The 13,147-nt window shown below is 67.2% G+C and carries 13 protein-coding genes; 6 read left to right on the top strand and 7 right to left on the bottom strand.

Translation table 11 applies throughout. The features are described 5' to 3' along the window. Positions 1-41: 41 nt before the first annotated feature. On the bottom strand, positions 42-1,517 hold the full coding sequence (gene zwf / locus BDO18943_RS14705; RefSeq protein ID WP_175022916.1) for a glucose-6-phosphate dehydrogenase: 1,476 nt from the start codon (positions 1,515-1,517) through the stop codon (positions 42-44). Positions 1,518-1,719: 202 nt separating this feature from the next. Between zwf and BDO18943_RS14700 the strand changes: the two genes are divergently transcribed. Continuing rightward, positions 1,720-2,298: a TetR/AcrR family transcriptional regulator gene (locus BDO18943_RS14700; RefSeq protein WP_175022915.1), complete on the top strand. Its 579-nt coding sequence runs from the start codon at positions 1,720-1,722 to the stop codon at positions 2,296-2,298. A 174-nt stretch (positions 2,299-2,472) separates the two neighbouring features. Next, the gene (locus tag BDO18943_RS14695) at positions 2,473-3,348 is read left to right on the top strand and encodes an SDR family NAD(P)-dependent oxidoreductase (RefSeq protein WP_175022913.1); all 876 of its coding nucleotides are present in this window, start codon (positions 2,473-2,475) and stop codon (positions 3,346-3,348) included. A 117-nt stretch (positions 3,349-3,465) separates the two neighbouring features. On the opposite strand, the gene BDO18943_RS14690 is transcribed toward BDO18943_RS14695, so the two are convergent. The 4 genes from BDO18943_RS14690 to acuR form a co-directional block, all read right to left on the bottom strand. Then, a complete protein-coding gene (locus BDO18943_RS14690; protein ID WP_235996037.1) occupies positions 3,466-3,753 on the bottom strand; it encodes an NAD(P)H-dependent oxidoreductase in 288 nt (95 codons plus the stop codon). A gap of 21 nt (positions 3,754-3,774) precedes the next feature. Further along, on the bottom strand, positions 3,775-4,353 hold the full coding sequence (locus BDO18943_RS14685; protein ID WP_175022911.1) for a peroxidase-related enzyme: 579 nt from the start codon (positions 4,351-4,353) through the stop codon (positions 3,775-3,777). Between the two features lie 85 nt (positions 4,354-4,438). After that, a complete protein-coding gene (acuI, locus tag BDO18943_RS14680; RefSeq protein WP_175022909.1) occupies positions 4,439-5,422 on the bottom strand; it encodes an acrylyl-CoA reductase (NADPH) in 984 nt (327 codons plus the stop codon). 53 nt (positions 5,423-5,475) lie between these two features. Beyond that, positions 5,476-6,114: an acrylate utilization transcriptional regulator AcuR gene (gene acuR / locus BDO18943_RS14675; RefSeq protein ID WP_175022907.1), complete on the bottom strand. Its 639-nt coding sequence runs from the start codon at positions 6,112-6,114 to the stop codon at positions 5,476-5,478. Positions 6,115-6,336: 222 nt separating this feature from the next. Here acuR and BDO18943_RS14670 point away from each other — a divergent pair, with 222 nt between their 5' ends. Both BDO18943_RS14670 and BDO18943_RS14665 read left to right on the top strand, forming a co-directional pair. After that, entirely contained in the window at positions 6,337-7,524 is a 1,188-nt protein-coding gene (locus BDO18943_RS14670) for a M20 aminoacylase family protein (protein WP_175022905.1), read from the top strand. A 56-nt stretch (positions 7,525-7,580) separates the two neighbouring features. After that, the gene (locus BDO18943_RS14665) at positions 7,581-8,912 is read left to right on the top strand and encodes an MFS transporter (RefSeq protein ID WP_089451772.1); all 1,332 of its coding nucleotides are present in this window, start codon (positions 7,581-7,583) and stop codon (positions 8,910-8,912) included. Between the two features lie 36 nt (positions 8,913-8,948). Here BDO18943_RS14665 and BDO18943_RS14660 read toward each other — a convergent pair whose 3' ends face one another. Next, positions 8,949-9,869, bottom strand: coding sequence for a LysR family transcriptional regulator (locus BDO18943_RS14660; protein ID WP_175022903.1), 921 nt, complete (start codon positions 9,867-9,869; stop codon positions 8,949-8,951). Between the two features lie 136 nt (positions 9,870-10,005). Here BDO18943_RS14660 and BDO18943_RS14655 point away from each other — a divergent pair, with 136 nt between their 5' ends. Both BDO18943_RS14655 and BDO18943_RS14650 read left to right on the top strand, forming a co-directional pair. Further along, a complete protein-coding gene (locus BDO18943_RS14655) occupies positions 10,006-10,779 on the top strand; it encodes a transporter substrate-binding domain-containing protein (protein WP_175022901.1) in 774 nt (257 codons plus the stop codon). A 60-nt stretch (positions 10,780-10,839) separates the two neighbouring features. Beyond that, on the top strand, positions 10,840-11,955 hold the full coding sequence (locus BDO18943_RS14650; protein ID WP_175022899.1) for a succinylglutamate desuccinylase/aspartoacylase family protein: 1,116 nt from the start codon (positions 10,840-10,842) through the stop codon (positions 11,953-11,955). A 264-nt stretch (positions 11,956-12,219) separates the two neighbouring features. Here the strand turns inward: BDO18943_RS14650 and BDO18943_RS14645 are convergent, their stop codons facing one another. Further along, positions 12,220-13,047, bottom strand: a complete 828-nt coding sequence (locus BDO18943_RS14645; RefSeq protein ID WP_089451775.1) for an IclR family transcriptional regulator — start codon at positions 13,045-13,047, stop codon at positions 12,220-12,222. Between the last annotated feature and the right edge of the window lie 100 nt (positions 13,048-13,147).

Here is a 13,147-nt window from a genome sequence, read left to right as displayed (position 1 = left end):
CCGGCGTGCCGCGCGGGCGGCACACCGTCGTGCAGCAGCCGTTACGCCTCTTCGGCCCAGGACATCCCGTCGCGCGCGAGCAGCGCCGACGAAGCTGCGGGCCCGAACGTGCCCGCCGTGTACAGGCGCGGCCGGTCGCCGAGCTGCTTCCAGCCGTCGAGGATCGGCTCGACCCACGACCACGCGGCTTCGAGTTCGTCGCGGCGCATGAAGTGCGTGAGGCGGCCGCGGATCACGTCGATCAGCAAACGCTCGTATGCTTCCGCGCGCCGCTCCGGAATCGCCTGCTGCAGGTCGAGGTTCAGGCTCACGGGTACCATGTTCATCCCGCTGCCCGGTTCCTTCGCGAGCATCTGCAGCTGGATCGACTCTTCCGGCTGGAGCTGGATCACGAGGCGGTTGCTGTAGTGGCGCGGGCCGGTCGGGATGATCGAGAACGGCATGTCTGCGAACTCGATCACGATTTCCGACTGGCGGCGCTGCAGCCGCTTGCCGGTGCGCAGGAAGAACGGCACGTTCGCCCAGCGCCAGTTGTTGATGTGCGCGCGCAGCGCGACGAAGGTTTCCGCGCGGCTGTCCGCCGGCACGTTGTCTTCCTCGAGATAGCCCTTGACCGGCTGGCCGTCGACCGCGCCGGCCGTGTACTGGCCGCGCACCGTGTCGCGCGCGACGTCGGCCACCGCCATCGGCCGCAGCGAGCGCAGCACCTTCAGCTTTTCGTCGCGCACCGCGTCCGGGTCGAGCGACACCGGCGGCTCCATCGCGACGATGCACAGCAGCTGCAGCAGGTGGTTCTGCACCATGTCGCGCAGCGCGCCGGTATGGTCGTAGAAGCCCGCGCGGCTGCCGACGCCCACCGACTCCGCCACCGTGATCTGCACGCTGCGGATGCTGGGCGCCTGCCACAGCGGCCCGAAGATCGGGTTGCCGAAGCGCAGCACCATCAGGTTCTGCACGGTTTCCTTGCCGAGATAGTGGTCGATCCGATAGATCTGCGATTCCTCGAAGTGCTTGCCGACCGCATCGTTGATCGCCTTCGCGGACGCGAGATCGTGGCCGAGCGGCTTTTCGAGGACGACGCGCGAGTGCCGGTCGACGAGATGCGCGGCCGACAGGTTGTCGCAGATCGTCGTGAACAGCTCCGGCGACGTCGACAGGTAGAACACGCGGATCGCGTCGCCGCGCGCCGCTTCCGCGAGCCGCAGGTAGTCGTCCGGCGCGTTCACGTCGATCAGCACGTACTTGAACAGGTCGAGGAAACGGCTCCAGGCCGCGGGATCGAACGCCTTTTCATCGATGAACGGGCGCGACTGCTCGTCCATGAACTTGCGATAGCCGTCGATGCCCCAGTCGCGGCGGCCGACCGCGATGATGCGCGTCTCGGGCGGAAGGTTGCAGTGCAGGTGCGCCATGTACAGCGCGGGCAACAGCTTGCGGGCGGCCAGGTCGCCGCCGCCGCCGAAGATGATCATGTCGACGGGCCGGTCGGCCGCGGTCTGGGTAGGCTGATTCGTCATGGGAGGTTCGCGGTGTGAAACGGTGAACGTGAAACGAACGTCAAGGCACCGGGCGCCGATACGTGAACGCACCAGTACGTGAAAACGCTAATAGTGCCCGGTTTTGACGGATTGTGTATGGGTTCGCCCGGATGTAACAGGCCTTGCATTCCGCATGATCGCCCCATTATGATTGAGCGCTCACTCATTAAAGGAATCGAACGTGGCCCGACCGCGCAGTCCCGACAAGCACGAAGCCATCCTCGCCGCGGCCGCTCGCGCGCTTGCCGAGGACGGCGCAACCGCGACGACCGCGCGCATCGCGCGGCTCGCCGGCGTGGCGGAAGGCACGGTGTTCACGTATTTCGAGACCAAGGACGCGTTGCTGAACGCGCTGTACGTGAGCCTGAAGGCCGGGATGCGCGAAGCGATGATGGCCGGGTTTCCGGAACACGCGCCGGTCGAGCAGGCCGTGCGGCATGCGTGGAACGGCTATGTGTCGTGGGGCGTCGCGAATCCGGACGGGCGGCGCGCGCTGCAGCAGCTCGGCGTGAGCGGGCGCATCGACGACGCGCATCGCGCGGCCGGCGCCGAAGGCTTCGGCGGGATCAATGCGCTGCTGCGCGAGCAGGTGGCGACGTCCGGCGCGCTGAAACCCGACGAAGCACACGCGTTCTGCGCAGCGTTGTTTACGTCGATCGCGGAAACGGCGATGGAGTCGATCGCACACGATCCGGCGCGGGCCGACGCGTACCGGGAGGCCGGGTTTCGCGCGTTGTGGGCCGTGTTGCACGCGGTGTGAGGCAAGGGTTGCCGTCGTGACGGCGCGTGCGGTTTCACGCTCACGCGCAGCGGCGATGACGGGTAGCGGGTTTCAGGCAGGGCGATGGAGGTCATGAACGACCGGTACATCGCCGTTATTAATGAGTGAGTAATCATTCATTTTGTGGTTTCACTACGATCAAGGAGTGGAAAAATGTCGAAAGTCTGGCTGGTAACAGGGGCCGCGCGCGGCCTGGGGCGAGCGATTTCGGAAGCCGTGCTGGCGGCGGGCGACCGGCTGGTGGCCGGCGCACGCGATCCCGCGCGGCTGGCCGATCTGGCCGAGCGTCATGGCGACCGATTGCTGCCGGTCGCGCTCGACGTCACCGATGAAGCGGCGGCCGCGCAGGCCGTCGCGGCGGCGCGCGACGCGTTCGGCCGCATCGACGTGCTGGTGAACAACGCGGGCTACGGCCACACGGCGCCGTTCGAGCAGATGGGTGCCGACGATTTCCGCGACCAGATCGAAACGAACCTGTTCGGCGTGATCAACCTGACGCGTGCGGTGTTGCCGACGATGCGCGCGCAGCGTGCGGGACACATCTTCCAGGTGTCGTCGGTCGGCGGGCGCACGTCCACGGCCGGCTTGTCCGCGTATCAGGCTGCGAAGTGGGCGGTCGGCGGGTTCAGCGACGTGCTGTCGAAGGAAGTCGCGCCGTTCGGCGTGCGCGTCTGCACGCTCGAACCGGGCGGGATGCGTACCGACTGGGCCGCGCAGGCGAAGCGCGGTGTCGACGGTCTGCTGCCTGACTATCAGCCGTCGGTCGGGAAGATTCTCGAGCTGCTCGGCGCGTACGGCGGCCACGAAGTCGGCGATCCGGCGCGGATCGCGGCGCTGATCGTCGAGCTGTCGCGCCGCGAGGATGTGCCGATGCGTTTGCTGCTCGGTGGCGACGCGCTGTTCGTGTGCGAGCAGGCGGAGAAGCAGCGCGCGGAAGAGGCCGCGCAGTGGCGTGACGTGACGCTGTCGACGCAGTTTCCGGATGCGAAGCTGCCGGACGGGCTGGAGGCACTGAAGGGGCTGGAGTGAGCGCTGACATTCGCCGTGCTACCCAGGCAGCGTGAGCGGCTGACCGATGCTGGCGCATGCACCTGCGCGCCGGCATCGGTCGGCAGCGCCCATGCGATCGACGGGCGCGCCTTCGTATCAACCAACCTGTTCCACCAGCGCGTGCAATGCCTGCCCGGTTTTCGCGATCGCCGCTTGCGCCGCCTCCGCGCCCTGCGAGGTGCCTTCGACGCGCAGTTCGCGGACGTCGGTGAGGCCGATGAACCCGAGCAGATGCTTCAGATAGCCGGTCTGGTAGTCGAAGGGTGCATACGGGCCGTCGGAATAGACGCCGCCGCTGGCGGTGACCAGATAGACCTGCTTGCTTTCCAGCGTCCCGGTGACGCCGCTTTCGCCATAGCGAAACGTGACCTGGGGCCAGATCACGCGGCCGAACGGCGTGCGCGCTCAGCGCCCCAGCGCGTAGAACTCCGCATTCGGCCGCATGTTCGTCACGTTCGCAATGCGGTTGGACATGCCGAAGAACGCCGAGATCGCCATGATGTCCCACACGTCTTCTTCGACGAAACCATGCGACTTGAGCGTGTCGAAGTCTGCTTCTCCGACCAGATACGCGGCCTGCGACACCTTCATCGCGAAGTCGAGCATCGCCTTCTGCCGGGCGGTGATGTCGGCCTTGCGGTAGTTGGTGGCGACCTGGTCGGCGATCAGCGGATCCTTCGCGCGAATCCGCAGGATCGCACCGTGCGCGATGACGCAGTACTGGCACTGGTTCACGCTGCTGGTGGCCACGACGATCATCTCGCGTTCGGCCTTGCTCAGATTGCCCGGCTTGTCCATCAGCGCGTCGTGATAAGCCATGAACGCGCGAAATTCGTCCGGACGATGCGCGAGGGTCAGGAACACGTTCGGGATGAAGCCCGACTTTTCCTGGACGGCCGCGATGCGTTCGCGAATGTCCTCGGGCAAATCGTCGAGCGCGGGCACGGGAAAGCGGCTGATGGGGGCGGTGTTTGCGGTGGTCATGAGGTCTCCTGGATAAAGTGGCACGGGCGCGCTCGATGCGCGAGCCGCCGTCCGAATAAAGCAACGCGGGTAGTCGTCAGTGGCGTCACGCGTTGACGTCGACGACGATGCGGCCGCGAACCTTGCCGCCGATCAATGCCTCGGCAAGCGGAATCACGTCGCCCAGGCCGACCTGGTGGCTGATCGTGCCCAGCTTCTCGACGTCGAGGTCGGACGCGAGCCGGCGCCATGCCTCCAGGCGATCGGCGCGCGGGCACATGACGCTGTCGATCCCGACGAGCGTCACGCCGCGCAGGATGAACGGCGCGACGGTTGCGGGGAAATCCATGCCGGCGGCCAGGCCGCAGGCCGTCACGACGCCGCGGTACCGCGTGGTCGCGCACACGTTGGCGAGCACATGGCTGCCCGCCACGTCGACCGCGCCGGCCCAGCGTTCCTTGCCCAGAGGCTTGCCGGGCGAGCTGAATTGCGACCGCTCCAGGATCTCCGCGGCGCCGAGCTGCCGCAGGTAGTCGGCATCGGCGGGGCGGCCGGTCACCGCGACGACGCGGTATCCGAGCCGCGCGAGGATAGCCGTGGCGACGCTGCCCACCCCGCCTGCCGCGCCGGTCACCACGATCTCGCCGTCGTCGGGGCGCACGCCATGCCGCTCCAGCGCCATCACGCACAGCATCGCGGTGTAGCCCGCCGTGCCGATGGCCATCGCCTGCTGCGGCGAAAAGGCGGACGGCAGCGGCACCAGCCAGTCGCCATCGACGCGGGCTTTCTGCGCGAGGCCGCCCCAGTGCGTTTCGCCGACACCCCAGCCGTTGAGTACGACCTGGTCACCGGGGCGATGGTCCGGGTGCGTGCTCGCTTCGACTTCCCCGACCAGATCGATGCCGGGCACCATCGGGAACTTGCGGACCACCGGACTCTTGCCGGTAATCGCCAGCCCGTCCTTGTAGTTCAGCGTCGAATAACCCACGCGCACCGTTACATTGCCCGCGGGCAACTGCGCGTCGTCCAGCGTTTGCAGCCGCGCGTGCTGGCCGGTTTCGTCCTTGTCGATCACGATGCCCTGGAACATCCCGTCCTCCTTTCTAATTTCTAGACCGATCGTCTAGTTAATGGCAAAAAAATTCAGCGGCGTGGTAATCCATTGAAGAAAAACTGCGCGAACAATGCCAGCGGCCCGTCGCTGCGCTCCAGTTTCGCGCGCAGTACGGCGCCTTCCCAGCCGATCCAGAAGAATGCGGCCAGCTCGGCGGGATCGGCTGAACCGGCCAGCTCGCCGGCCTGCTGCGCGGCGGCCAGGCAATCGGCGAGGCGGCGTTGCCAGTCCTCGAACGTGGTGCGCAGGCGGGCGCGGAAACTTTCGGGCAGCGTGCCCATTTCCTGCCCGAGATTGCCGATCAGGCAGCCGCGGCTGTACGCGTAGCGGGCCATGCCGTCCCGGGCATCGTCGACGAACGCGCGGACGCGCTGCAGCGGCGAGCGTTCCGGGTCGCCGAAATGACGGTCCAGCTTGCGCGCGAAGAAGTCGGCATAGCGGTCGATCAGTTCGAGGCCGAACGCTTCCTTGCTGTCGAAGTAGTGATAGAAGGAGCCCTTGGGCACGCCCGCGCGCCCGAGAATCTCGTCGAGCCCGGTGGCCGAAAAGCCCTTCTCGGTGAGCACTTCCAGCCCGGTGCGCAACAGCATGTCCCGCGTGGCGACGAGGTCTTCGTGCTGCTTCGGTGGCCTGCCGCGACGGCGAGGCGGATCAGTTCGAACGTCCATGTGCGAATAATAGACCGTTCGTCTCAAAAATCAACGGGTCGCGTGTCGAGCGCGTTCGATGAGGTCGCTGCGGCGGGTCATGCCCGTACTAACCCTGATTAAAAAACCTTATCGCGGTGAAAAATTCCGCATCTTATTGAACTGATATCGGCTCGCTATAGTGGCTCGCTTTCCCGCACGCAGCGACACGCGTGCACACACAAACAAGCTGGAGCCCCTTAGATGACCGACGCCCGATTCACCGAGATCGAGGATCTGATGCCCGCCGCCGGCGGGTTGCGCGAGATCCGTCACCACATCCACCACCATCCCGAGCTCGCGTACGAAGAGCACGACACGGCCGCGCTCGTTGCCGAGAAGCTCGAACAGTGGGGCTGGCAGGTGACGCGCGGGGTCGGCAAGACGGGCGTGGTCGGCACGCTGTGCGTAGGCGACGGCACGCGCAGCATCGGCATCCGTGCCGACATGGATGCGCTGCCGATCATCGAGGCGACGGGGCTGTCCTATGCAAGCGGCACGCACGGCAAGATGCACGCATGCGGCCACGACGGCCACACGACGATGCTGCTCGGCGCCGCGCAGCACCTCGCGAAGACCCGCAATTTCTCCGGCACCGTGCACCTGTATTTCCAGCCGGCGGAAGAACATGGCGTCGACAGCGGCGCGAAGAAGATGATCGACGACGGCCTGTTCGAACGCTTCCCGTGCGACGCCGTGTTCGGCATGCACAACCATCCGGGCGCGGCGCCCGGCGTGTTCCTCACGCGGCGCGGCCCGTTCATGTCGGCCGGCGACAAGGCGATCATCACGATCGAAGGCGTCGGCGGCCACGCGGCCCGGCCGCACCTGACGGTCGATCCGGTGGTCGTCGCGGCGAGCATCGTGATGGCGCTGCAGACGATCGTCGCGCGCAACGTCGACCCCGCGCAGCCGGCGGTCGTCACGGTCGGCTCGATGCACGCGGGCACCGCGAACAACGTGATTCCCAACGGCGCGCGCCTCGAACTCAGCGTGCGCTCGTTCAGCCCCGACGTGCGCGCGCTGCTCAAGCGCCGCATCACGGAGCTCGCCGAAACGCAGGCGGCGAGCTACGGCGCGAGCGCGAACGTCGAGTACATCGAAGGCTATCCGGTCGTCGTCAATACGGATGCCGAAACGGATTTCGCCGCGCAGGTCGCGCGCGAACTCGTCGGCGACGCGCACGTGGTCGAGCAGACCGACCTGCTGATGGGCAGCGAGGATTTCGCGTTCATGCTGCAGCAGCGACCGGGCTCGTTCGTGCGGCTCGGCAACGGCGAAGGCGAGGACGGCTGCATGGTGCACAACCCGAAGTACGACTTCAACGATCGCAACCTGCCGATCGGTGCGGCGTACTGGACACGTCTCGTGGAGCGTTACCTCGGGCAGTGAGCGTGGCGGCGGAGGGCGGCCGGCGCTTCCGGCCGCATTGAGAGGAGACGACAACGATGCAGAAAGACCATCTCGCGCTGCACCCCGCGTCGACGGGGGCCGCCGAAACCAGCACGCCAGGCGCACCGGCCGTCACGCGGCGCGGTGCGATCGCGGCGGCCGTGATCGGCAACTGGCTGGAATTCTTCGATTTCACCGTATACGGCTTCTTCGCGGTGCTGATCGGCAAGCTGTTCTTCCCGTCGAGCGACCCGACCACGTCGCTGCTGCTGTCGGTCGCGACGTTCGCGGCCGGCTTCTTCACGCGGCCGCTCGGCAGCGTCGTGCTCGGCGTCTACGCGGACCGCAAGGGGCGCAAGGCCGCGCTGAACCTGACGATCATGCTGATGGCGCTCGGCACCGGCCTGATCGCGATCGCACCGACCTATGCGCAGGTCGGCGTGGCCGCGCCGCTGCTGGTCGTGTTCGCGCGGCTGCTGCAGGGCTTCTCGCAGGGCGGCGAATTCGGCGCGGCGACGTCGACGCTGCTCGAACAGGGCGGCACGTCGCGCCGTGCATTCCGCGCGAGCTGGCAGCTCGCGACGCAGGGCGGCGCCGCGTTGATGGGCTCGGGCTTCGCGGCGCTGCTGTCGAACACGATGACGAAGGATGCGCTCGAAAGCTGGGGCTGGCGGCTGCCGTTTCTCGTCGGTGTGCTGATCGCGCCGGTCGGCATGTATCTGCGCCGCCGGCTCGCCGACGATGCGCCTGGCGACCGCCATCACGGCATCGAGCGCGGCGTGCTGCACGAGCTGTTCTCGAAGCACACGCGCACGGTGGTGCTGCTGATGCTCACGGTGATGGGCGGCACGGTGTCGACCTACATCCTGACGTTCTACATGCCGACCTATGCGATCCACACGCTCGGCCTGCCGATGAAGCTGTCGATGTTCGTCGGCGTCGCGTCAGGCTGCGTGATGCTGGTCACGTGCCCGCTGTTCGGCTGGCTGTCGGACCGGCTCGGCAGCCGGCGCCTGCCGATCTTCGTCGGCCGTGGCGTGCTGGTCGTATTGCTGTTCCCGGCGTTCTGGCTGATGAACCATCATCCGACGCTGTCGGTGATCCTGCCGCTGACCGCGCTGATGCTGCTGTTCTATTCGCTCGGCTCGGCGTCGGAGATGGCGCTGATGTGCGAGTCGCTGCCGCGCCACGTGCGCGCGACCGGCATCTCGATCGCGTATGCGCTCGCGGTGACGATCTTCGGCGGCACCGCGCAGCTGATAGCGACCTGGCTCGTGAAGACGACCGGCAGCAAGCTTGCGCCAGCCGGCTACGTGGCCGCGTGCGTGGTGCTGTCGCTGGTCGCGGTGGCGATGCTGCGCGAGACGGCGCAGGACGCGATCGACTGACGTGCGGCGCGGCGGGCGGCTCGCGGCAATCCGCGCTTACCGCCCGCGCACCACCCTCAGATATGACGCGAGCATCGTCGCGAGTTCCTGTGCGGCCGGCGTCAGCGGCACGGCCGCGCGCTGCAGCAGGCAGATGTCCTGCGATTCGGCCTGTTCGCGCACCGGCACCTTCGCGAGCGCGCCGGCAAACGGCCCGTGCCGCGTGATCGCTTCGGTTTCGAGCGCCAGGGAATCGGTCTGCGTGACGATCTGCAGCGTCTCGAACATCCCTTCGACGGTGGCGAGAATCTTCGGCGGCGGCAGGCCGTGCACGTCGAAGTACGCGAGCAGCCGGTTGACGACGGGGTCGGCGCTCAGGTTCGGCGAGCGCGTCGACACCCATGCGTAGTCGGCCAGTTCGGCGAGCGATTGCGCATGCATCGCCGGATGCCCGTTGCGGCACACGACCACGGGCGCGGAAGCACGCAGCGGCGTGACCGCGAGATCGGTCGTGTCGGTCTGCTTCGCGACGAGCGCGATCGCGAAATCGACCGCGCTTTCCCGCAGCCAGGCGATCATCATCCGCGACGTGCCGGTGCGCAGATGCACGTCGACCTTGTCGAAGCGCGCGCGGAACGCGCTCAGCACGGGCGCGAACGCGTCGATCAGCGGTTCGGCCACTAGGCCGAGCGTGACGGTGCCTTCGTACGCGCCGCTCAGTTGGCGGATTTCCCGCTCGACCTGTTCGCATTCGCCGAGGATCGAACCGGAGCGCGCGAGTAGCCGCTGGCCGACGGCCGTCGGCACGATCCCGCGATTGGTGCGCGTGAACAGCGTCGCGCCGAGCGTCGCCTCGAGGCTCTGCAGCTGCTGCGTGACGCCGCTCTGCGCGAGATCGAGCGCGCGCGCGGCCGCGCGCAGGCTGCCGTGTTCGACGACGGCCTGGAAGATGCGGAGCTGGGAGAGCGTGAACGCCATGGGCAAGCGCGGGGCCGGTGATCGGGAAAAGTGATCATGATAAGGCCGCGGGCGATTCCGGCGGCGGCGCGTGCGCACTACGATCGCAGGCAGTCCGGCTCGTGCCGTTTGCCCATCGTCCCGTCCTTCGTCGACCATGAAACGCACCTTCCTTCCGCTCGTCTCCTTATGCCTTGCGTTCGCGGCCGGCGTCGCGCACGCACTCGATGCGCGCCCCGTGCGCCTGGGCATCGATCCGACCTATCCGCCGATGGATTCGAAGGCGCCCGACGGCGGCCTGAAGGGCTTCGACGTCGATCTCGGCAACGAGATCTGCCGCCGCGCGCAGTTGCGCTGCCAGTGGGTCGAGCTCGAATTCTCCGGGATGATTCCGGCGCTGCAGGCGCGCAAGATCGACGCGATCCTGTCGTCGATGGCGATCACCGAGAAGCGCGAGAAGCAGATCCTGTTCTCGTCGAAACTGTTCCGCTTCAAGTCGCGGCTCGTCGCACGGCCCGGGAGCGGCGTCGACAGCACGACCGCATCGTTGGCCGGCAAGCGCGTCGGCGTGCAGTCGGGCACGCAGTTCGAATCGTGGGCGCTCGCGCACTGGGCGCCGGCCGGCGTCAGCGTGGTGCCGTACAAGAGCCAGGACGACGTGTTCGCCGATCTCGTCAACGGCCGCCTCGACGCGGCGCTGCTCGGCACCGTGGAAGCCGACTACGGCTTCCTGCGCACGCCGAAGGGCAAGGGCTTCGCGTTCGTCGGCGCACCGCTCGACATGGGCGACCGTGGCGTCGGCATCGGCATGCGGCAGTCCGATACGGCGCTCAAGGCGTCGATCGACGGCGCGATCGCGTCGATGCTGAAGGACGGCACGTACGACCGGATCGCGAAGCAGTATTTCGACTTCAACCCGTACGGCGACTGAGCGTCGAGTCTCTCCGCCGTTTCCCCCCCCTTTTCGTCTTCATTTCGTTCGAGACCATCGATGCAGATTCGCACCACGCCGCTCCTGTCGCCGTCGATCGGCACGCAGCGCACGCTGACGAGCTTTCATTTCGGGCCGGCTGACGCCGGCCGCAAGATCTACCTCCAGGCCGCGCTGCACGCGGACGAGACGCCCGCGATGCTCGCGGCGTTCGTGCTGAAGCAGCGTCTCGCGCAGCTCGATGCCGAAGGCCGGCTCGCGGCCGAGATCGTGCTCGTGCCGGTCGCGAACCCGGTCGGTCTCAATCACCATCTGTTCGGGCATTTCATCGGTCGTTTCGACCTCGCGAGCGGCCGCAACTTCAACCGCGGCTTCCTGCCGCTCGCGGAAATCGCCGCGCGTGCGCGCGACCGGCTCGGCGACGACGGCGAACACAATCGCGCGATCGTGCGCGAGTGCGTCGGCGCGGCGCTCGACGAGCTCGCGCCGCGCACCGAATTCGACGCGCTGCAGCTGGCACTGCTGAAGCTGTCGCTCGACGCCGAGGTCGTGATCGACCTGCATTGTTCGCTCGAAGCGGTGATGCACGTGTACACGAGCGATACCGCATGGCCGGAAGTCGAGCCGCTCGCGCGTTATCTTGGCTCGGAGGTGTCGCTGCTTGCCGAGGATTCGGGCGGGCACGCGTTCGACGATGCGCATCATCTGCTGTGGTCGCAGTTGCGGCAGCACTTGCCGGCGGGCACGCCGATGGCGGCCGGTACCGTGGCCGTGACGGTCGAGTGCCGCGGCCAGCGCGACGTGACGTACGAATACGCGGAGCGCGATGCCGATGCGCTCGTCGACTATCTCGTGTGGCGCGGTGCGGTACACGGCGAACGCAAGCCGTTACCGCCGCTCGCCGCGCCGGCCACGCCGCTCGCGGGCAGCGAGCAGTTCTATGCTCCGGTGAGCGGAATACTCGTGCACCGCGCGGCGATCGGCGCGACGATCCGCGCCGGCGATCCGCTGTTCGACATCGTCGATCCGCTGACGGATGCGATCACGACGATCTCGAGCGGGACCGACGGCGTGTTCTACATGCGTCGCGCGATTCGGTTCGTGACGGCCGGCGCGCCGCTCGGCCGCGTGACGGGCACGGTGCCGGTGCGCAGGGGGATGTTGCTCGGCGCGTGAGCGGCGCGGTGTCCTACCGGTGTGCGACGCGGTTTCGTTCTTGTCAAATTGACCGTGTTTCCGTGCGTCACTAAATTGTGCGGCGCGGAGTTCGCTCCGTGTTCCGTGAGAAGAACGCTGGAACCAAGTGGAGTTGATACGGGCAGCCCTGGGTTGCCCGTTTTTTTGTGGGAATTGTCGTATCGCTGATACGACAATCGAGCCGGATGCATCGTTGCCCCGGCTATTCGGAAAGCCGCATGTCATGTCGGCGGGCCCCGTTGTTCACCCCCGCCGTGCCACCAGCTCCGACACTGTCTGCGCGGCCTGCTGCAGCGGCCCGAGAAACTCCTTCACCATCTGCTTCGCGGTATGCCGCTGCGCGTTGCCGCTGATGTTCATCGCCGCGATGATCTGCCCGCGCCGGTTGCGGATCGGGGCGGACAACGACATCAGTCCCACTTCGAGTTCCTGGTCGACCACGGCCCAGCCCTGCTGGCGCACCTGTGCTATCGCCGCCTTCAGTTCGCCGAGGTCGGTGATCGTGCGCGGCGTGTGCGCGCGGATGCCGCTTTGTGCGAGTGTTTCGTCGAGTGCCGCATCGTCGAGCGCGGACAGCAGGACGCGGCCCATCGACGTGCAGTACGCGGGCAGCCGGCTGCCGATCGACAGGTTGATCGTCATGATCTTGCGGGTCGGCACGCGCAGCACGTAGACGATCTCGGTGCGGTCGAGCACGGCCGCCGAGCAGCTTTCGTGGATCTGCGCGGACAGCTGCTCCATGACGGGATCGGCGAGATTCCAGAACGGCATCGACGTCAGGTACGCGAAGCCGAGCTCGAGGATCTTCGGCGTGAGCCGGAACAGCCGACCGTCGGCCTCGACGTAGCCGAGCGTCTGCAACGTAAGCAGGATCCGGCGCGCGCCCGCGCGCGTGAGCCCGGTGGCCGAGGCGACCTCGGTGAGCGTCTGCTCCGGACGGGCCGCGTCGAACGCGCGGATCACCGCGAGGCCGCGCGCGAACGACTGGACATAGGAGTCGCCGGGTTTCGTCTGAGTGTCTTCGGTTGTCATGAGCGATGGGAATATCGTGCAGCCGAGAAGATAGCGCATGGGGCCTGACACGCCAACCGCCCGGTGGACCGGGCGCTTGACAGGTCGTCCCCGCACTCCCTATGATGCGTTGAACGTTCGATACACGATCTTATGTTCG

Source organism: Burkholderia aenigmatica (assembly GCF_902499175.1).
In the GTDB taxonomy this organism is placed as follows: Bacteria; Pseudomonadota; Gammaproteobacteria; order Burkholderiales; family Burkholderiaceae; genus Burkholderia; species Burkholderia aenigmatica.
This window is presented reverse-complemented; position numbering and strand designations above follow the sequence as displayed.